Source organism: Ruegeria sp. BJ5 (genome assembly GCF_056537865.1).
Map to the genome: position 1 here is coordinate 44,841 of NZ_JBQFSH010000006.1, position 19,355 is coordinate 64,195.

At 63.9% G+C, this 19,355-nt stretch carries 22 protein-coding genes; 5 read left to right on the forward strand and 17 right to left on the reverse strand.

Annotated features, from left to right (window positions below):
- Window positions 1–135 precede the first annotated feature (135 nt).
- Genes cobD through ACR0NY_RS17740 form a run of 3 tightly spaced genes read left to right on the forward strand, consistent with a single transcriptional unit; the run spans window position 136 to window position 3,196 of the window.
- Entirely contained in the window at window positions 136–1,101 is a 966-nt protein-coding gene (gene cobD / locus ACR0NY_RS17730) for a threonine-phosphate decarboxylase CobD (RefSeq protein ID WP_170342695.1), read from the forward strand.
- Window positions 1,098–2,018: an adenosylcobinamide-phosphate synthase CbiB gene (gene cbiB / locus ACR0NY_RS17735; RefSeq protein ID WP_170342697.1), complete on the forward strand. Its 921-nt coding sequence runs from the start codon at window positions 1,098–1,100 to the stop codon at window positions 2,016–2,018. The genes cobD and cbiB overlap by 4 nt, the downstream gene beginning before the upstream one ends.
- A 14-nt stretch (window positions 2,019–2,032) precedes the next feature.
- Window positions 2,033–3,196, forward strand: coding sequence for a lytic murein transglycosylase (locus tag ACR0NY_RS17740; protein WP_170342699.1), 1,164 nt, complete (start codon window positions 2,033–2,035; stop codon window positions 3,194–3,196).
- Window positions 3,197–3,200: 4 nt separating this feature from the next.
- Here ACR0NY_RS17740 and ACR0NY_RS17745 read toward each other — a convergent pair whose 3' ends face one another.
- The 5 genes from ACR0NY_RS17745 to ACR0NY_RS17765 form a co-directional block, all read right to left on the reverse strand.
- On the reverse strand, window positions 3,201–3,698 hold the full coding sequence (locus tag ACR0NY_RS17745) for a P-loop nucleotide/nucleoside kinase family protein (protein WP_170370064.1): 498 nt from the start codon (window positions 3,696–3,698) through the stop codon (window positions 3,201–3,203).
- A 45-nt stretch (window positions 3,699–3,743) separates the two neighbouring features.
- Window positions 3,744–4,106 carry a hypothetical protein gene (locus ACR0NY_RS17750; RefSeq protein WP_170342703.1) on the reverse strand — a complete coding sequence of 121 codons (363 nt, stop codon included), beginning with the start codon at window positions 4,104–4,106 and terminating at the stop codon, window positions 3,744–3,746.
- 54 nt (window positions 4,107–4,160) lie between these two features.
- Complete coding sequence (locus ACR0NY_RS17755; RefSeq protein WP_170342705.1) at window positions 4,161–7,616, reverse strand: chromosome segregation SMC family protein; 3,456 nt, start codon at window positions 7,614–7,616, stop codon at window positions 4,161–4,163.
- Between the two features lie 137 nt (window positions 7,617–7,753).
- On the reverse strand, window positions 7,754–8,158 hold the full coding sequence (locus ACR0NY_RS17760; protein ID WP_170342707.1) for a hypothetical protein: 405 nt from the start codon (window positions 8,156–8,158) through the stop codon (window positions 7,754–7,756).
- A gap of 44 nt (window positions 8,159–8,202) precedes the next feature.
- Window positions 8,203–9,396: an aminotransferase-like domain-containing protein gene (locus ACR0NY_RS17765; RefSeq protein ID WP_170370066.1), complete on the reverse strand. Its 1,194-nt coding sequence runs from the start codon at window positions 9,394–9,396 to the stop codon at window positions 8,203–8,205.
- A gap of 159 nt (window positions 9,397–9,555) precedes the next feature.
- On the opposite strand from ACR0NY_RS17765, the gene ACR0NY_RS17770 reads away from it, so the two are divergent.
- The gene (locus tag ACR0NY_RS17770; protein ID WP_170342711.1) at window positions 9,556–10,332 is read left to right on the forward strand and encodes a FadR/GntR family transcriptional regulator; all 777 of its coding nucleotides are present in this window, start codon (window positions 9,556–9,558) and stop codon (window positions 10,330–10,332) included.
- A gap of 13 nt (window positions 10,333–10,345) precedes the next feature.
- Here ACR0NY_RS17770 and ACR0NY_RS17775 read toward each other — a convergent pair whose 3' ends face one another.
- The 8 genes from ACR0NY_RS17775 to ACR0NY_RS17810 all read right to left on the reverse strand — a co-directional run bounded on the left by ACR0NY_RS17775 (window position 10,346) and on the right by ACR0NY_RS17810 (window position 16,148).
- On the reverse strand, window positions 10,346–11,584 hold the full coding sequence (locus ACR0NY_RS17775) for a glycosyltransferase (protein WP_170342713.1): 1,239 nt from the start codon (window positions 11,582–11,584) through the stop codon (window positions 10,346–10,348).
- 102 nt (window positions 11,585–11,686) lie between these two features.
- Complete coding sequence (locus ACR0NY_RS17780; protein ID WP_170342715.1) at window positions 11,687–12,487, reverse strand: FkbM family methyltransferase; 801 nt, start codon at window positions 12,485–12,487, stop codon at window positions 11,687–11,689.
- Window positions 12,484–13,431 (reverse strand): glycosyltransferase family protein, encoded by a 948-nt coding sequence (locus tag ACR0NY_RS17785; protein ID WP_170366233.1) that lies wholly within the window; start codon window positions 13,429–13,431, stop codon window positions 12,484–12,486. Before ACR0NY_RS17785 ends, ACR0NY_RS17780 begins: the two co-directional genes overlap by 4 nt.
- A gap of 129 nt (window positions 13,432–13,560) precedes the next feature.
- Window positions 13,561–14,121, reverse strand: coding sequence for a F0F1 ATP synthase subunit B (locus ACR0NY_RS17790; RefSeq protein ID WP_093965218.1), 561 nt, complete (start codon window positions 14,119–14,121; stop codon window positions 13,561–13,563).
- 5 nt (window positions 14,122–14,126) lie between these two features.
- Window positions 14,127–14,678 carry a F0F1 ATP synthase subunit B' gene (locus ACR0NY_RS17795; protein WP_170366231.1) on the reverse strand — a complete coding sequence of 184 codons (552 nt, stop codon included), beginning with the start codon at window positions 14,676–14,678 and terminating at the stop codon, window positions 14,127–14,129.
- A gap of 86 nt (window positions 14,679–14,764) precedes the next feature.
- Window positions 14,765–14,989: a F0F1 ATP synthase subunit C gene (locus ACR0NY_RS17800; RefSeq protein WP_005981269.1), complete on the reverse strand. Its 225-nt coding sequence runs from the start codon at window positions 14,987–14,989 to the stop codon at window positions 14,765–14,767.
- Window positions 14,990–15,057: 68 nt separating this feature from the next.
- The gene (locus ACR0NY_RS17805) at window positions 15,058–15,813 is read right to left on the reverse strand and encodes a F0F1 ATP synthase subunit A (RefSeq protein ID WP_093965215.1); all 756 of its coding nucleotides are present in this window, start codon (window positions 15,811–15,813) and stop codon (window positions 15,058–15,060) included.
- 2 nt (window positions 15,814–15,815) lie between these two features.
- Window positions 15,816–16,148, reverse strand: coding sequence for an AtpZ/AtpI family protein (locus ACR0NY_RS17810; RefSeq protein ID WP_093965213.1), 333 nt, complete (start codon window positions 16,146–16,148; stop codon window positions 15,816–15,818).
- A 231-nt stretch (window positions 16,149–16,379) separates the two neighbouring features.
- On the opposite strand from ACR0NY_RS17810, the gene ACR0NY_RS17815 reads away from it, so the two are divergent.
- On the forward strand, window positions 16,380–16,715 hold the full coding sequence (locus ACR0NY_RS17815) for an ArsR/SmtB family transcription factor (protein ID WP_093965326.1): 336 nt from the start codon (window positions 16,380–16,382) through the stop codon (window positions 16,713–16,715).
- On the opposite strand, the gene ACR0NY_RS17820 is transcribed toward ACR0NY_RS17815, so the two are convergent.
- The 4 genes from ACR0NY_RS17820 to ACR0NY_RS17835 all read right to left on the reverse strand — a co-directional run bounded on the left by ACR0NY_RS17820 (window position 16,712) and on the right by ACR0NY_RS17835 (window position 19,316).
- Complete coding sequence (locus ACR0NY_RS17820; protein WP_170342718.1) at window positions 16,712–17,125, reverse strand: universal stress protein; 414 nt, start codon at window positions 17,123–17,125, stop codon at window positions 16,712–16,714. The genes ACR0NY_RS17815 and ACR0NY_RS17820 overlap by 4 nt on opposite strands.
- A 74-nt stretch (window positions 17,126–17,199) precedes the next feature.
- A complete protein-coding gene (locus ACR0NY_RS17825) occupies window positions 17,200–17,469 on the reverse strand; it encodes a hypothetical protein (protein ID WP_170342720.1) in 270 nt (89 codons plus the stop codon).
- Window positions 17,470–17,526: 57 nt separating this feature from the next.
- Window positions 17,527–18,441 (reverse strand): DMT family transporter, encoded by a 915-nt coding sequence (locus tag ACR0NY_RS17830; RefSeq protein ID WP_170370068.1) that lies wholly within the window; start codon window positions 18,439–18,441, stop codon window positions 17,527–17,529.
- Window positions 18,438–19,316, reverse strand: a complete 879-nt coding sequence (locus ACR0NY_RS17835; RefSeq protein WP_170342724.1) for a LysR family transcriptional regulator — start codon at window positions 19,314–19,316, stop codon at window positions 18,438–18,440. Before ACR0NY_RS17835 ends, ACR0NY_RS17830 begins: the two co-directional genes overlap by 4 nt.
- Window positions 19,317–19,355: the final 39 nt, after the last annotated feature.

Sequence of the window (19,355 nt, forward strand, 5' to 3'; positions counted from 1 at the left end):
AAGCTGTGATCACGTTATTTCGTTAACAAAGGGTTAACGGTCGCTCCAGCCCTCCTCTATGAACCGGATTTGCTTGTAAAAACGGCGTAAATCCGCTTGAAGCGGGGTAAATTCGGCGTTTTGGACGATTCCGGCATGACTGACCGCACTGACGACTTGAACCCACGCGGCAAGCGTGACCACGGCGGTGGGTTGGACGACGCCATTGCCCGCCACCGCGGCGCGCGAGCGGAATGGATCGACCTGTCGACCGGGATCAACCCGCACCCCTACCCGGTGGCGGACCTCACGTCCGAAGACTGGACCGCCCTGCCCGACCACGGGGCCTTTGCCCGGCTGAGCGATGCGGCCCGCCGGTTCTGGGGTGTGCCGGACGGCGCGGCGATTCTTCCCGCGCCGGGCGCTTCGGCCCTGATCGCGCGGATCCCGGCGCTGGCCCCCGTTGGTGCGGTCCAGATCACCACGCCCACCTACAACGAACATGCCGCCGCCTTTGCCGCGCAGGGCTGGACGGTGCAGCCCGGCGGCCCGACGCAGGCGCGGGTGATCGTGCATCCCAACAATCCCGACGGCCGGATCTGGCAGGCCGAGGACGCCGATGCGCCGCTGACCGTGATCGACGAAAGCTTTTGCGACGTGACGCCCCAAGCATCATTGATCCGCCTGTCCGAGCGCTCCGGCGTGATCGTTCTGAAAAGCTTTGGCAAGTTCTGGGGACTTGCAGGTCTGCGGCTGGGCTTTGCCATCGGGCATCCCGACCTGATCGCGCGACTGAACGATCTGACCGGCCCCTGGGCGGTGTCCGGGCCGGCCTTGCGCATCGGCGCGCAGGCCCTGAATGACACGGCCTGGGCCGAGGCCACACGCGCCCGACTGGCCCGTGATACGGAACGGCTGGATACGCTGATGACCGGCAAGGGCGCGCATTTGGTCGGCGGAACCACGCTGTTCCGCCTGTATGACGTGGACGATGCCGCCGCCTGGCAGGACCGGCTGGCACAGGCCCATATCTGGAGCCGCATCTTCCCCTATTCCGACCGGTTCCTGCGGCTGGGCCTACCGCCCGAGCATGGCTGGGCACGCCTCGAGGCGGCGCTGTGAGCACCGCCCTGACGCTGACCCTGGCGATGCTGCTGGACGCCGCATTGGGCGAGCCCGACTGGCTGTGGTCGCGTCTGCGCCACCCGGCGGTGCTGATGGGCAACGCCATCGGCTGGCTGGACCGCCGCCTGAACCACGGCACGCATCGACGGGCCAAGGGCGTGCTCGTCGCCATTCTGCTGGTCCTGGGCGGCTGGGTGGTCGGTGCCGCGCTTGCGTGGCTTGGCTGGGCGGTCGAGGTCGTGGTCTGCGCGATCCTGTTGGCACAGAACTCTCTGGTGGCGCATGTCCGCGCCGTGGGCGTCGCGCTGCGGCGGTCCCTGCCCGAGGGACGCGCGGCGGTGGCGATGATCGTGTCGCGCGACACCTCGCAGATGACCGAGGCACAGGTGGCGCGCTCGGCCATCGAGAGCGCCGCCGAGAACCTCAGCGACGGGGTGATCGCCCCGGCTTTCTGGTTCCTGCTGGGCGGCCTGCCGGGGCTGCTGGTCTACAAGGCGGTGAACACCGCCGACAGCATGATCGGCTACCGCAATGACACGTACCGAGACTTCGGCTGGGCCGCCGCCCGGCTGGACGATCTGCTGAACCTGATCCCGGCGCGGCTGACTTGCCTGATGATCGTGGCCCTGTCGGGACAGTGGCGCCAATGGCGGGCCATCTTCGCGGACGCGCAGCGCCACATTTCGCCCAATGCCGGCTGGCCCGAGGCCGCCATGGCCCACGCGCTGGACGTGGCACTGGCCGGGCCGCGCAGCTATGACGGGCAGATGCGCGATCTGGCCTGGGTCAACGGCGAGGCCCGGCGCACGATCGGCGCAACGGAGGTTTTCCGCGCATGCGGGATCCTTTGGCAGGTTTGGGGGCTTGCGTTGGCCGGGCTGACGGTGTGGGTTGTTCTGAACACGGTTTTCTGAGGATGGTTTTCGTCATGCGCTTTGTCTCGGGCCTTGTGGCCGCTTGCCTGTTCGCCGCCCCGGCCCTTGCCCAATGCGGCGGCGGCTTCAACGCCTTCGTTCGCGGACTGAAGACCGAAGCGGCACAGCAGGGGTTCGACACGGCCACGGTCGATGCGTTCTTCAACGGTGTGCAGCAGGACCCCAAGGTGCTGAAGGCCGACCGCGCGCAGGGCGTATTCCAGAAACCGTTCATCGAATTCTCGCGTCGCCTGATCTCGCAGGATCGGATCAGGCGCGGCCAGGCGATGGCACAGAAATACGACGCCGTGTTCGACCGGATCGAGGCCGAATACGGCGTGTCGCGCGGGGTCCTGTTGGCCTTCTGGGCGTTCGAGACGGATTACGGCGCGTTCCAGGGCGATTTCAACACCCGCAATGCGTTAGTGACGCTGGCCCATGATTGCCGCCGCCCCGAGCTGTTCCGGCCGCAGATCTTCGCCGCGATCGAGCTGTTCCGGAACGGCGATTTCGACCCGAACCGCACCACGGGCGCATGGGCGGGCGAGATCGGCATGGTGCAGATGCTGCCCCGCGACATTCTGGAAAACGGCGTGGACGGTGATGGCGACGGGCATGTGCGGCTGAAAACCTCGCCCCCCGATGCGCTGATGTCGGGTGGCAAGATGCTGTCTCATCTGGGCTGGCAGCCCGGTCAGCCCTGGCTGCAGGAGGTCACCGTGCCCGCACAGATGGACTGGTCGCTGAGCGGGCCGGGCAAACCGCGCCCGGTGTCAGACTGGCAGGCGATGGGCGTGCAGGCGCGCAGCGGGACATTGGCCAACCTGCCGGCTTCGCTGATCCTGCCGCAGGGGCGCAAGGGGCCAGCCTTTCTGGCCTATCCGAATTTCGATGTCTATTTCGAGTGGAACCAAAGCTTTGTCTATGTCCTGACCGCTGCCTATTTCGGAACGCGTCTCGAAGGCGCACAAGTCTATTCTGCGGGCAACCCCGATCCAGGCCTGACCGGTGCCCAGATGAAACAGCTGCAGGCGAAACTGCAGGCGCGCGGCCACGACGTGGGCAAGATCGACGGCATCTTGGGGGCCGGAACGCGCGCTGCAGTACAGGCTGAACAGGCCCGGCTGGGACTGCCTGCGGACGCATGGCCGACGGTTGACTTGCTGAACCGGCTCTAGCCGCTCAATCCGTTGGGTCGTGGAACACCAGCGTGAATCCCTCCTCAGGCGTCGGTTCGGCGTAATGCCTGGAAAACCGGCGGAACTGTTCTTCGGTCGCGGCAAAGGCGTGGTCGCCCGCTGCGTTTCGTGCTTGCAGTCGGGCCAGACAAACGGCGTCGGGCGTGGTCAGCACATGCATCTGATGCGCGGCATCGGTCTGATCCAGAATTTCGCGCATCCAAGCACGGGTTTCGACCGTGTTGGCCGGGAAATCCAGAACAACCGACATGCCCGCCTCAAGCAGAGTCGTGACATGCGGACCCATCGCCGCGCGCAGACGCGTGGAACAGCGCAGATAATCGGCACCTGTCACCATCTGATCGGCAAAAAGCGGCTTCAGCCAGGCGTCCTCGGAAATCAGAACCGTGCCGGGCTGCCTCACGAGCTGGGCGGCAAGCGTCGATTTTCCCGCGGCGATCTTGCCGCAAAGCATGTGCAGGGTCGGAGCGGGTCGGGTCATCGGTCGATTCCTGGTTGGGCACGGCGGGTGAAGGAGAGGCCCCGATCACTCGGGTCGCACCGGGTAACGTTCACCTTTTTCGGTGATCAGGATCAACCGGCCATTGTTGCGCACGTACAGATCGCAGCGGTCGAACCCGTTGCGGTACTGCACACAGATGCTGCCATCAGCGGCGATGCTGTAGGTTCCGAAGGCCGTTCCGCCGCCATTGACCGTCGAATAAGTATAGGAATAGGCCCCACCGGCCGAGTATTTCGACTGCCCGTCGTCATAGAAAGTCAGCGTTCGCCCGGCCAGCGCGTTCAGTTCAGCGGGGCTCAGGGGGATATCACCGGGGCGTACAGCCCATTCGGCAGCCCAGAGCGGCGAGGCGGCGCAGGCCGCGGCGATCAGCAACACGTGTTTCATGCAGCCAGCCTAGCCCGGCCCGGCCCGATCGCGGAATAACGTTGCAGTGAGCGGTCAGGCGACCATCTGCTCGGCCTTCTTCAGATCGACCGAGACCAGTTGGCTGACGCCCTGTTCCTGCATGGTCACGCCGAACAGACGGTCCATCCGCGCCATGGTCACCGCGTGGTGGGTGATGATCAGGAACCGCGTGTCGGTCTGGCGGCACATCTCGTCCAGCAGATCGCAGAACCGGGTCACGTTGGCATCGTCCAGCGGCGCATCAACCTCGTCCAGCACGCAGATCGGCGCGGGGTTGGCCAGGAACACGCCGAAGATCAGCGCGGTGGCAGTCAGGGTTTGCTCCCCGCCCGACAACAGACTGAGGGTCGACAGCTTCTTGCCCGGCGGCTGGCACATGATCTCGAGCCCCGCATCCAGCGGGTCGTCGCTCTCGACCATCACCAGGTTGGCCTCGCCACCGCCGAACAGATGCTTGAACAGCATGGCGAAGTTCGCATTGACCTGTTCGAAAGCGGTCAGCAGGCGCTCGCGGCCCTCACGGTTGAGGCTGGCGATGCCGCTGCGCAGCGCCTTGATCGCCTCTTCCAGATCGGATTTCTCGCTGTTGAGCGTGTCGAACTCCTCCTGAACCTCCTTGGCGTCCTCCTCGGCGCGCAGGTTCACCGCACCCATCGCGTCGCGCTGGCGCTTGTGGCGGTTCACCTCAGCTTCCAGGGCATCGGCGGCGGGCATGTCATCGGGGTTCACGTCCAGCTGGTTCAACAGCTGGTTCGGGGTCAGTTGCTGATCCTCGGCGATGCGCTCAGCAGCAGCGGCAACACTTTCCTTAGCCGCCTCGAACCGCGCCTCGGCCGCGGCGCGGGCTTCGCGCGCCTCCGAGGCCTTGCGCTCGGCCCCGCGCTCGGCCAGCACGGCCTCGCGTTGCAGCGCTTCGGCCTGGGCTAGCTTGTCGGCGGCCTCGGCGCGGCGGGCCTCGGCGGCCTCGATCATCTCGTTCAGCTCTTCGCGCGCCTCGGCGATCTCGGCGGGCGCGGCCATCGCCTCGGTCAGCTCTTCCTCGGAACTGGCTTTGCGCTCGGCCAGCTCGGCGATGCGCTTCTCGGCGGTTTCCAGACGGTGTTTCCAGCCGCTCAGGTCCTTGGCCACCTCCTGCGTGCGGCGGGTGCGGGCCTCGCCCTCGCGGCGCAGCTCGTCATGGGTCGAGCGATGCGTCAGCATGGTGATCCGCGCGGCCTCGACCGTCTGCTTGATGTCCTCGACCCGGGCGCGGGCGGTGTCCAGATCGCCCAACTCGGCCACCGCGGCCTCAGCCTCGCGCAGCTGGGCGCGGGCCGCCATCGCATCCTGCTTGTGACGGTCGACCGCAAGCGTCAGGTTCTCCAGCTTGCCCTGCGCCAGGTTGCGGTCGGCCTCAGCCCGGCTGAGCGCGCGGGCGGCCTCGGCCATGCGTTGGTCGGCGGCGCGGCGGGCCTCGCGGGCGCGGCGGTCGGCCTCGGTCACCTCGGTCAGTTGCCGCGACAGAGCCTCATGCGCGGCGCGGGCGCCGTCGGCCTGCGCCTCGACCTGCGCCAGCTGCTGTTTCAGCGCCTCAAGCTTGTTGAGCTGCTCGAGCCGCAGCGCCGCGGCGCTGGGGGCATCCTCGGCCCAAGCGCGGAACCCGTCCCAGCGCCACAGATCGCCCGAGCGCGACACCAACCGTTGGCCGGGTTTCAGCAAGGGTTGCAGCCGCGCACCCTGATCCGCGTCGATCAGGCCGATCTGCGCGATGCGACGGCTGAGGCGGTCCGGCCCCGAGACGTGCAGCGCCAGCGGCTCGGCCCCGTCCGGCAACGGTTGATCGGCGTCATAGCCCGGCACCTGCACCCAGCCCGACGGGCCATCGCCCTCGACCAGCGGGGCGCGGAGGTCATCCGCCAGCGCGGCCCCCAGCGCCTTTTCAAAGCCCGGCTCGACCCGCAGCAGGTCCAGCACCTGCCCGCCCTCGGCGGTGTCGCGCTCGACCAGCTTGGCCAGCGCGGTGGTCTCGGCCCGGATCGCGCCCAACTCGCCCTCAGCCTCGGAGCGTTGGGCGCGGGCCTCGGCCTCGCGCGCCTGCGTTTCACCGCGCAGCTCGTCGGCGGCGGCCAGCGCTTCTTCGGCGGCTTCGGCGGCCTCGCGCGCCTCTTCCTCGGCGGCTTGCGCGGCCTCGAACGCTTCGTCGGCGCGGGTCAGCGCGGCGCGCGCCTCGGCAACGGCCGCGCGGGCCTTTTCCTCTTCGGCCTCGGAGCGTGCCAGCGTCTTGCGGCTGTCCTCGACCAGGCGCTGCGCCGATTGGTGACGCGCGACTAGGCGGGCGGTGTCCTCGGTTTCCTGCGCCAGCAGATCCTCGCGCTCCTGCAGAACCGCGGCGGCTTCGCGGGCGATTTCGGCGGCTTCGGCCAGCTTGTCGTCATGGCCCTCGGCGGCCTTGGCCAGTTCGCGGGCCTCCCATTCCAGCCGTTCGATCATCTCGCCGGCGTCGCGGTTCAAACCGGTTTCACGCTCGATGTCGCGGCCCAGTTGCTGGATACGGGCGGTTAGGGTTTCGATGGTCTGGCGCGCGCGGGTTTCCTGATCGGACAGCTGATCGCGCTGCACCTGCTGGCGCTGCAGGACGGCGGCGGCGATGGCCTCTTCTTCGCGTAGCGGCGGCAGGGTTTCTTCGATCTCGGCGCGTTTCGCGCTTGCGGCGCGGGCCTCGGCCTCGGCGCGCGCGGCTTCGGTGGTGCGGTCGCGCAGACGCTCTTCGGCCTGCTGGCGGGCCATGTCGGCCTCTTTCCAGCGGCGATACAGCAACATGCCCTCGGCCTGGCGCAATTGCTCGCCGATTTCGCGATACCGCGCGGCCTGACGGGCCTGGCGCGCCAGCTGCGCCAACTGCGTGCCCAACTGTTCCAGCACGTCATCGACGCGGGTCAGGTTGGCCTCGGTGCCCTTGAGCTTCAGTTCGGCCTCATGCCGGCGCTGGTACAGACCCGAGATGCCGGCGGCCTCTTCCAGAATGCGGCGGCGGGCGCGGGGTTTGGCGTTGATCAGCTCGGCGATCCGGTTCTGCCCCACCAGCGCGGGTGAATGTGCGCCAGTCGAGGCGTCGGCGAACAGCATCTGCACGTCGCGGGCACGCACGTCCTTGCCGTTGGCCTTGTAGGCGCTGCCCACGTCGCGGGTGATGCGGCGCACGATCTCGATCTGGTCGCTGTCATTGAACCCGGCCGGGGCCAGACGTTCCGAGTTGTCCATGGTCAGGACGACCTCGGCGAAGTTGCGCGCTGGACGGGTGGCAGCACCGGCAAAGATCACGTCCTCCATCGCGCCGCCGCGCATCGATTTGGGACGGTTCTCGCCCATCACCCAGCGCAGCGCCTCGAGCAGGTTGGACTTGCCGCAGCCGTTGGGCCCCACAACACCGGTCAACCCGTCTGCGATGATCAGATCGGTCGGATCGACGAAGCTTTTGAAGCCGGTGAGTTTGAGTTTGGTGAAGCGCAAAGGCCGATTTCCATGATTCCCGTTCCCTGAAAGTCTGGACAAGGGAATGCCCGCGAGTCAACGAAGTTGCGCAGGATATGGGATATTGGGCCGAGTTATCCACAATATCTTGCTGATTTGGGCGGAATTGCGCGGAGTCAATAAGGCGAACACTCGAACACCTGGTATCCGGTGTCCGCCCCGCTTTCATAGGTTCCGAAGTCGATGCATTCATAGTTGGTCGGCGTGACCGCAGCCAGCAACAGCCGGTCCGACGCCCTGCGGTCGCAGGCGAGGATGCCCACGGTCACCGCCGCGTCGCCCAGCACATCGGCGACCGGACAGCCCGCGACCTGAGCCATGGCCAAGGCGGCCCGATCTCGGACCGGCCCCAGCCGCGGGGCATATTGGCTGTTGATGCGGACCGCCTCGGCCAGGTCACCGCGCAGGCGCACGTCGAACACGCTGCCGTTCACGGCCACGCGGGTCGCTGGCACGTCGCGGAAATGGGGCGTGCCGGCCGAGCAACCGGCCAGCAACAGCAAGGCGAGGAACCGGATCATGCCGCAGCTTTGCGGCAAAATGGTTAACGAAAGCTTTCCCGCGCTCAGCCGCGCAGGAGCGTGCCCAGCCGTTCAATGCCCTCGGCAATCGTGGCCTCGTCCGAGTTGGAGAAACTCAGCCGGATCGTGTTGGCGCCGCTGCCATCGGGGTGAAAGGCCTGGCCGGGCACAAAGGCGACCTTGACCGTCTCAAGCGCGCGGGCCAGCAGCTGCGCGCCATCCGAGCCGGGCGGCAGGGTCAGCCAGATGAACATGCCACCCTCGGGCCGGGTCCATTGCACGCCTTCGGGCATGTGCCGATCCAGCGCCGCCAGCATCGCGTCGCGGCGCGCACCGTAGGTTGCGCGCACTTTCAGGATGTGGCTGTCGAAACAGGTTTGGGCCACTTGGTGCACGGCCATCTGGTTGATGGTGGCCGAATGCAGGTCAGCGGCCTGTTTCATCAGCACAAGCTGCGCGATGACGGGCCGCGCCGCCACGACCCAACCCACCCGCAATCCGGGCGACAGGGTCTTGGAAAAACTGCCGCAATAGATCGTCCGGCAGGCTTGCAGATCGCCCTTCCGCGCCAGTTCCAGCGCAAGGATCGGCGGGATCGCCTGCCCGTCATAGCGCAGGGCCTGATAGGCGCCGTCCTCGATCAGGGCGCAGTCCAACTCCTCGGCCAGATCCAGAAGGGCCTCGCGCCCCTGCCGATCGACGGTCTCACCGGTCGGGTTTGCAAAATCGGGAGACAGATAGCCGTATTTGACGGTCCCCGGCCCCGCCGCGGCCCGGTATTGCGCCGCGCCCGCATTGCCGCCTTCGCGCAACCGGTCAAAGCGTGGTTCATAGGCGTTGAAGGCCGCCAAGGCGCCCAGGTAGGTCGGCCACCCGACCAGCGCCGTGTCGCCGGGCGACAGAAACAGTTTGCCCAGATAGTCGAGCGCCTGCTGCGAGCCCGAGGTGATCAGTACGTCGTCGGGGCCGCAGTCGATGCCGATCTTGCGCATGTGGCCGGCGATGCATTCCCGCAACGGCATGTACCCTTCGGACACGGAATACTGCAGCGCCTGCGCGCCGCCGCCAGCACCAAGTGCCTGTTGGAATGCCTGAGAAAACGCCTCGGTCGGAAAAAGCGCCGGGTCGGGGATACCGCCGGCAAAGGAAATGATGCCGGGTTGATCCAGCAGCTTCAGCAGCTCTCGGATTTCAGACGCCTTCATTCGCGCGGCGCGCGTTGCAAATAGCTGGTGCATGTGCCGAGCCTCCTCCGCTGGGTCGGACCGACGCTATGACCTCTGCGTTTAAAGTCAATAATACTGACCTAGTGTTTCAGCCAATGTGATCGCGGCCCGTTCTTGCACGGGCCGGGCATATGTGGTCATATGATTTGACCAATTTTCAGCGATGATCCGATGCCCTTTCAGAAAGTCCAGACCGAGAAACTGTCCCTGGCCGTCGTCAAACAGATCGAACTGCTGATCCTGCGCGGGATCCTGCGCCCCGGTGAGCGCCTGCCGTCCGAGCGCGAGCTGGCCGACCGGCTGGGTGTGTCGCGCCCGTCGCTGCGCGAGGCGATCTCGCAACTGCAGGAGCAGGGCCTGCTGACCGCCAAGGCAGGGTCAGGCATTTATGTGGCCGAGGTTCTGGGCTCGGCCTTTTCGCCCGCACTGATCCGTCTTTTCGGCAGCCATGACGAGGCCGTATTCGATTACCTGTCGTTCCGGCGCGACATGGAAGGGCTGGCGGCCGAACGCGCCGCGCGTCTGGGCTCGGGCAGCGACCTGAAGGTGATCCAGACGATTTTCGACAAGATGGAGGCCGCCCATGCCCGCAACGCGGCCGATGACGAGGCCCATCTGGACGCGCAGTTCCACATGGCCATCATCGAGGCCAGCCACAACGTGGTGATGCTGCACATGATGCGGTCGATGTTCGATCTGCTGCGGCAGGGCGTGTTCTACAACCGCCAGATCATGTTCCACCAGCGCACCACACGCGACGCTATCCTGAACCAGCACAGGGCAATCAACGCAGCCCTTCAGGCCCGCGACCCCGAAACCGCCCGGCAGGCAGTGGAACAGCATCTGAGCTTTGTCGAACGCTGCATGGAAGACCAGCAGAAGGCCCGGCGCAACGAACTGATCGCGCGCCAGCGGCTGGAACATGAGGTTGGCAACTTGGGCGGTTGAGGCCCTCTGCCTCTCACTGCGCCTTCAACCCCAGCGTTTCATAAAGGCGCCTGTATTGCTCGGCCACGATTGGCATCGCATAGCTCTGCAGGGCATGTTTGCGCGCAGCATTCCCGTCGCGCTTCTGCCCTTGAGCCTCGCAGGAACGCTGATCATCAATCACCCCCTTTAGGCAATCCGCCAAGTCCCGCGCATCAAACGGCTTGGCCAGCCGCCCGCACCCGGGGTTCGGGACCAGATCGGGCAATCCACCGATCTTGAACCCGACGATCGGAATACCGCAAGAAAGCGCCTCGACGCCGGTGTTGGGCAGGTTGTCTTGTCGGGACGGCAACGCAAAAACGTCCGCGCACGCATAAACAGACCGCAGTTCCTCGGGCACTGAATGTTGTCCAGTGAAATGAGCCGGAAAGGGCAGATCGACCTCATGCGCATCCGCGCCGAATATCAGAACCCGGATATCAGATCTTTCCTGTTTCAGGATCGACAGAGCTTCCTTGAGGTGCCTAAATCCTTTGCGCGGATCGCTGTCGCCCCCCATGGCCCCAAAACCGATGACAGCAGAGTCGCGTGGCAGACCCAATCGATCTCTTGCCGCGTCTCGGTCGGTGGGGCGCCAGACATCGGTATCGATTGCGTTGGGAATGACTGAAACGGGCCAGTCCTGCGTCAAGGTGCTTTGCCGGGCGCAATCCGCCAGCCAGCGGCTGGGTGCAACAAGATGGAACGGCCGCGTCCAAAACCGCTGTTTTCTCTTCCAGACACGGCGGTTCAGCCTGCTCGCTCGGCTATCCTGCTCGGTCGCGTAACCGTTTTTCCAGGCATCGCCCTCAGAGTAGTGCTCCACCCCACAGAACGGCCACATGTCATGCATGGTCCATACAACCGGATGACACAGGTTTCCGATCTCGCGGATTGACATCAGATCCGAGTTGACCCAGTGCAGGTTCAGAATTTGTGAGGGCTGCTGGTTCAGGTACTTCGCCAAGCCCGAACGGACCTGACCCAGCGAAATCAAACCCGAGAAATCCGCTTCATGCCGGCGCCGGATACTGCGCGCCATTTCCCGTTGAATCATTCGTCCCAGACCCTTGGCCGGCTTGAACGTGGTGATGCCTGGCCCTTCCTGACCTCGCGCAACGGTCATGGTTGAGTTCACGCCGCTGGCGTTTAGGGCCATATGCAGCCGGTGCGCCGCAATCGCCGCGCCCCCCTCAGAACTACTGAAACTGATGTGGTTTACCTTGAGCACCGCGACTCCATTTGTCCGGCGTAGAATCTGGTCACGAGCCCCAGAGTCACGACGCTTGGTTCCGCCCGTTTTCTAGCGCATGAAATACTCGAAAGAAGCACGTCAGGGCTGTTTCTCGTGCAGGTACAAATAGTCGGTACTGCCATTTCCATAGACGCAGACATACCCTGCTGCCCTCAGCGCCTTGTCTGCGGCATCAACCCGCTGAAAGGCTTTCTTTCCGGGCCGGTTGAGTTCGTCGTATTCGACGCAGATCTGCTGGGGCCGCAGCCCGTCTGCCAGAATCTGCTCAAGAACTTCGACTTCCGCACCTTCTATGTCGAGCTTCAACAGCTGGACTTCCTCGATTGGAATTGCGTGATCGTCCAGTACTTCCTGCAATGTATCGGCCTGAACCATCAGGTGATCGGTATCCTGACGATAATCGTTCTGGAAATTCACGATCGAGTGCGACACATGCTCGGGGTTCTTGGGAAGAAAAAAACGCAGTGTCTCGTTGCGGCACCAAAGGGCGCGATCGACCATTATCAGGTTGTCTTCACTGCAGGTGCTCAGGTCGTAGGCTTCAACGGGCTGTGAACCACCTGAAACGTAGCCCGTTTCACCCACTTGGCCGAAACGCTTTTTCATCGCGCCAAAATGGGCCACGGCCCGAGGTGTCGGATCGATGATCACGACCCTAGCGCTGTAGCGGTTCGCAAACTCGACGTCGAAAGACGCGTCCTCTCCAAGACCAGCGCTGACGATCGTGCAGCCCTGCAGACTCTCGTCCTCGAGGAAAGTCCAGCCACCATAGTCAGAGCCGAGTGTGACCAGGCGCAAACCGTGCCTGGCCCGAACCGTTTGCAGCCTGTGGCGCTTGTAGCGCTTTTCGCGAAGCCAGTTTCCTATGCGCTCTATCATCTTTCCCTCTTGGACATGAGCCTGCCGACAAACCTGTTGAGCTTGCGCCTGATCTTTTCCAGTTTGCCGGGTTTGGTCAGGTAATACAGTTTCACCTGCTCCACCGCATCGGTATTTTCCGAGATCTGGTCAGGTAAGCCCGGCGAAAGGTTGGAGTTCAGGCGGCTGCGCGTGTAGGATTTGTTCACCACACCATGACTGCCGGATCCATCAAAACCGATGTTCTCGACATAGGAAAAATATGGGGACAGGCACAATCCGCGATTCCGGAAAATGGTCGCGTACCAGAAAACCGCCCATGTCTTCAACTCGCCGGTCTGGTTCGCCAGAACCTGCGACCAATAGTCCTGTGCCCCGTCGAGGTTGAAGCGGGCGATGTCTGCGTCTGAAAACTCATCCACCAACGCGTCAGGGTCGCGGCTGTAATGCGCCCAACGGTCCGCCCAGGTTGCCCATCCCCAGCAGCTCATGAAACGCCACAGATATGCGCCCTGCGCTCGGCGAAAGGCAGGCACGTCCTCATTGTACCCGGCTATGTGCCAGACATCCGGAGTATCCCTGTAGCGCTCCAGGGCAAGGTTCATATAATGCAGAAAGGCTGGCGACGTGAGGATATCATCTTCGAGAATGATCGCACGGCCATGCTCGGCCATCATCTGCGAAACACCCTCCTCGATCGATACGGCCAGCCCTGCATTCTGGTCACGTCGGCGCAGCTCGATACTGGCGAACCCCTGCTGCGTTTCGGCGACCTGCGCAACAGCGTCGACAATCGGCTTCTCGGCATCATTGCGAGGGCCGTCGATGAATACGGTCAAGGATGTCGACGCGGCCAAGGGCGATTGCGCCAGGGCATCCAACGTCCGCCGCGTATGTTCGGGTCGGTTGAACGCGAACACGCACACAGGTGCGGGATCAACAATCTTGGTATGTCCGGATGTCATCGTACCTCACCGAAACGCCACAAGCTGACTGCTCTGAATCAACAGACAATGACGCGGGCTACAAGCAAAAAACCCGAAAGCGGACAGCTTTCGGGTTTTGGAGATTGCGATTGGCTCGTGCCGAACAGCTCAGTGCAGCTTGTCACCGACCTCGGAGATCGCCGAGTCAATCAGCTTGTTGGCTTGCGCCGCAGTCATCTGCTTGGCCAACACGGACTTGGCAGCCGCAACGGCCGCAGTAACAGCCTGGTCGCGCACTTCCTTCACCGCCGAAGCCTCGGCCGATGCGATTTGATCCTGTGCGGCAGCCAAACGACGCGCGATGGATTTCTCCAAGTCCGCCTTTGCCTGTTCGGCAGCCAGAACCGAATCTTCCTTCGCCGCGGCCACGATGGCTTCGGCCTGAGTCTGCACTTCGCGCTGCTTGCGTTCGTATGAGGCCAGCAGGCTGCGCGCTTCTTCATGCAGGGCACGGGCCTCGTCCAGCTCGGCCTTAATGCCTTCGGCGCGGTTGTCCAGCGCCCCGCCAATCATCGAGGGGACCTTGAAATAGAACAGGACCGCGATAAAGACGATGAAGCCCAGCGTCACGACGAAATCGGTGTTCGCCAGCGAGAAGAACGGACCGCTTGCGGCCAGCGCCGGGCTGGCGAAGCCTGCGGTCAGGATAAGAGCAAGTGTATTCCGCATGTCACTTATCCTTTCATCTGCGCGCTGATGGCACTGCTGATGGCTTTGGCGTCCGCCTCGCCGCCCAGCGCAGTCACCAGTTCGGCCGCCGTATCGTTGGCAACCAGTTGAATGCTTTCCAGCGCTCCGGCACGGATTTCGGCAATTGCCTTCTCCGATTCTGCCGCCTTGGCCGCGATTTCCGCGTCTGCCTTGGCAATCGCGTCATCCAGGTCCGCCTGGATTTCGGCACGCGCTTCGGCTGCGATCCGCTGAGCCTCGGCACGGGCATCGGCCAGCGCCTTGTTATAGGCCTCTTCGGCCTCGACCGCCTTGGCCTTCAGATCTTCGGCCGCAGCCAGGTCATTTGTAATGGTCCCCTGACGCTCGGCCAGGATCGCCGCGATGCGCGGCAGGGCCACGCGGGACAGGACCAGAAAGATGACGACCAGCGTAATGACCAGCCAGAAGATCTGGTTGGGGAACCAATCGAAGCAGAGCTGCGGCATCCCGATGGCCGAGCCATGGGAATCGACGCATTTGCCGACTGCTTCTGCAGCTATGGGTTCTGTCGCCATGATGTCCTCCGTCGGAACGTTGTCTTTACAACAGGTGGGCCGCTATGGCTTGGGCCCACCTGCGCGTAAGGATCAGGTTCCGCAGATTAAACGGCGAACATCAGCAGCAGCGAGACCAGGAATGCGAAGATCCCCAGGGCTTCTGCGAATGCGATACCGATGAACAGGGTTGCGGTCTGCGAAGCAGCCGCCGAAGGGTTGCGCAGAGCGCCGGCCAGGAAGTTGCCGGCCACGTTGCCCACCCCGATTGCGGCCGCGCCGGAACCGATTGCTGCCAGGCCTGCGCCGATGTGTGCGAGATCGCCTTCCATGATGTATCTCCTTACGAATTGGAAGTTTCGATTTTGGGTTATCGTTCCTGTGCCAGGGTCGCCCCTGATCAGTGATGCGGATGCAGAGCGTCCTTCAGATAAACACAGGTCAGAATGGTGAATACGTAGGCCTGGATGAAGGCCACCAGGACCTCGAGGCCGTACATCGCGGTGATCGCCAGAACCGATACGGGCGAGATCACGGCGACCGCGGCGAAGCCGGCGAAAACCTTGATCACGGCGTGGCCGGCCATGACGTTACCCGCAAGACGAATGGAGTGACTGACCGGGCGCACGAAGTACGAGATCAGCTCGATGATCGCCAGGATCGGGCGCAGCGCCAGCGGTGCGCTGGACACCCAGAACAGGCTCAGGAAGCCGGCGCCGTTCTTGACAAAGCCCAGAACGGTCACTGTCAGGAACACGGCCAGCGCCAGCGGAATTGTGACCGCGAAATGCGATGTCGTGGTAAACGAGGTCGGGATCAGGCCGAGGAAGTTCGCGGTGACGATGAACATGAACAGGGTCATGACATACGGGAAGTACTTGACGCCTTCCTTGCCACAGATGTCTTCCAGCATCTTGTAGATGAAGCCGTAGGCCAGCTCGGCGATCGACTGCATGCGGGTCGGGACGATGGCGCGCTTCGAGGTGCTCAGCACCAGCAGGCCGATGATGGCCAGAACCGCGAAGAACAGCCACAGGGTCACGTTAGTGGGCGTGTACCAAGCCATCTCACCGCCGAAAAGCGGCTTGACGATGAACTGGTCCATCGGATGGAAAACCAGGCTGCTGCCTTCTGCTGCGGTGGTCTCGGTCGCCACGTTCAGTCCCTCTCGTCCTTCTCGGCCTGTGTCGAGGCCGCTTGTTTCTCTTGAGCTTCTTGCGCGCTGCGGAGCATGACCTTCACGCCCGCGACAAGGCCCAGCAATGTGAACAGCACCAGGAAGATCGGGATCGTCCCGAACAGGCTGTCCAGCCCGTACCCGATGCCAAATCCGATCCCCAGACCGGAAACCATCTCGATGACCATCCGCCAGGCCAGCTCGCCCCCGGATATGTCAGCGTCCGCACGAGGTTTCGGCGCTTTGGCCTTTTTTGCCGCGTCGATCTTGGCCTCAAGCTGCGTCAGGCGCTGCTTTGGGTCGTCATCGGTCACGGGCGTTTCCCTCGCACAGTCTTGGCGCAGTTGCTAAGCGGCCTCGCGCGCAGAGTCAACGCTGTTGATGGCTCCAATTGACGCAGCTTAAGCCTATGTTTTCAAATGATTTTTATGGACACGCTCTGACTGACGATCGGGCCGCGAACAAACCATGCCGCTGGAAACATCGGATTCCGCATATTCAACCAAATGGTTGACCAAACTTTCCCGCTGTGGTTCAGCGGGATCATGTCCGATGACCTCGATACCGTCTTTGCGGCCCTGGCCGACCCCACGCGGCGCGCGATATTGGCGATGCTGCTCGAGGATGACATGGCCGTCACCGACGTGGCCCAGCCGTTCGAGATGTCGCTGGCGGCGATCTCGAAGCACCTTACGATCCTGACCCGAGCCGGGCTGATCAGTCAGGAAAAGCGTGGCCGGGTGAAATGGTGCAAGCTGGAACCCGACGCCCTGCGCGCGGCCTCGGTCTGGATGCAGGGGTTCGGGCAGTTCGAACCCGTGAATCTGGACGCGTTCGAGCGGTTTCTGGAAAACCAGCTTTCCGCGGGGGACGAGGCCTAGCGCACCACGAAGACCGACATGCTGGCATGTTTGGCCAGATATCCGGCATGGCTGGACAGGATGAAGTCGGTAATCCGTGGCGCATGGGTGCCCACCACGATCAGGTCGGCACCGATCTCTTCAGCGGTGCGGGCCAGATCACCATCCACTTCGACCGCCACATCCACCGAATGAATGTTGCGGAAATCAACTTGCGCTCCGCTGGCCTGGGACAACTCGTCCGCCAGATCGGAAAGGTGGTCCTTGATCGCGGATTCGGTTTGCGTGGGGTCGCCGGGCTGGTTGCTTGTCACGCTGACGATGGTGATCCGCGCGCCCTGCCACCGGGCGATCTGTGCCGCAACTTCGGCCGCTTTGCGCACTTCGGGTGGCAGATGCAGATCGACGGGAAACATTATGTGTTGGAACATCAGTCCCTCCTTTCACGCCGACAGCTTAGCGGGTTTGACATAACCGGCCCTTGATGTGGCTCAATCCAAGAGGATCAGCCTTGCTGGCTGTACTCGACCCCTGTGACCACACCGCTGGGATCGGCGCGGCACAGCCACGGGGCCTGAGCGCCGGCCACTGTGACTTGTGTGACGGTTCCCGCCGGTTCGGCAGTTGTCGACAGAGCCTGGACATCCGCGGGGCTCCGGTTGGCCTCAGCAGCCACCAATGCCTCGCAGCTGGCTTGAAGGGTTGAATTGTCGGTGGTGTCCTGCGTACACCCAAAAACCAGCATTAGCGTGGCCGAGGCAATCAATCTGTGCATGTTCCGGTCCTTTCGGAGTTTGCCCCACCCTGCCACGAACGGGCGCTTTGGCAAAGGTCAGTCCGGCGCGGTTTGTCGCCGAGCCATCCCCAGGTCATCCCCTTTCAGCAACAGCACCAGGGCAAGGATCGTCAGCCCTATCCCCACAAGAACAAGAAGGCCAGGCGCCGGCTGGCCCAGCGCGATCTGCCAGATGATCACCCAGCTGGGCGTCAGGTAGGTATAGGCCATGACCTTGGCCGATGGCAGCAGTAGCGTGGCATATTGCAACAGAACGAAGGTGGCCGCGCTGGCGCAGACGGCCACATAGAACAGACCGATCCAGACGATCGCCGGCAGGTTGGCCCAGTCGGTCGCGCGGATGTCGGACCAGCCGAACACCGTCAGCACCGCGCATCCGGCCACAAGCGTGCCGAAGGTGAACACGACCGGCGGCTCGCCCCGGTTCAGCTTGCGCACCATGGGCGTATAGATCGCATGGGCCACGCAGCCCCAGAAATAGATGATCTCGCCCTGCCCGATCTCAAAGGCGCGAAAGGCCAGCCAATCGGCGCGGAACACCACCCAAAGCGCGCCAACCGCGCCCACGCTCAATGCAAGGGCCATGTGCGGGGTGGTGATCTGGCGCAGCAGGACCCAACCCGCCACCGCCGACAGGATCGGCGTCAGGGTAAACACCGCCGCCGCGCTGACCGGCGGCGCGGTCTTCAGCCCGTAGAACATCAACACGAAATAGGCCGAGAACAGCCCGCCCAGCACCAGATACCGCCACGGCGCGCGCGCCGCGCTGCGCGGCAGGCCGGTCGTCATCAGCGCCGCGATGCCGATCACCACGCCGGCAATTGCGAACCGCGCGGCGTTCAACGCCGCCGGCGCGATCTCGTTGGCGATCATCGAGCCCAGCGAGAAACTGCCCGCCACCAGCGCCGAGAACACCAGCATGGCCAGATGGCCACGCGCCTGCGGGCTCATGGCAGCCAGTCCTTTGCCTGCTCCTTGAGGAATTTCAGAAAGGTCTGCACCTTGTTGGTGCGGTGCAGATCCACATGGGTCACCAGCCACAGGTTGCCGGCCCATTCCGGCAGCGGCTCCATCACCTCCTGCAACTGCGGATGGCGGGCGGCCTCCCACCGGGCCATGAAGCCGATCCCTGCCCCGGCCAGAACCGCTTCGGCCACGGTGAAGTTGTTGGAGCAGCGGAAGGTGATCGCCTCGGCCGGGACATTGGCGCGCAGCCAGCGCGAAAAAGGCGCGCGGCTGTTTTCGTCATCCGCCCCGACGAAGGCGTGGTTGGGGAAATTCTCGACGCCCGCGGGCAGGCCGCGCCGCGCGATATAGTCCTGACTGGCATAAAGCCCCACTTCTTGCGTCATGAAGGGCTGCACCACGTTGTCCGGCTGATCTGGGGCCGCACCGGCACGGATGGCCACATGCGCCTCGCCATATTCCAGGCGGAACAGGCGGTCGCCGGTCAGATAGCGCACGATCAGATCGGGATGGTCCTGCTGGAACGCGGTCAGCGTGGGCACCACCAGCGGTGCCAGCGAGGCCAGCGAAGTCACCACCAGCTCGCCCGAGACATCGTCTCCGCGCCCCTTCAGCCGCCCGACCAGCTGGTTGAACTGATCCTCGGTGGCCTGGGCCACGCGCAGCAGATCCTCGCCCGCCTCGGTCGGGGTGTAGCCGCGCGCGTGGCGCTGGAACAGCTTGACCTTCAGCCGGGCCTCGATCGCATCGATATGGCGGATCACCGTGGCGTGGTGCACCCCCAGAACCTCGGCCGCGCCGCTGACCGTGCCCATACGCGCTACCTGATAGGCGGTGCGGACCTCGTCCCAATTGTCCATGACAATACCAATTCTGTGCAATTTCCAACAATGACTGTT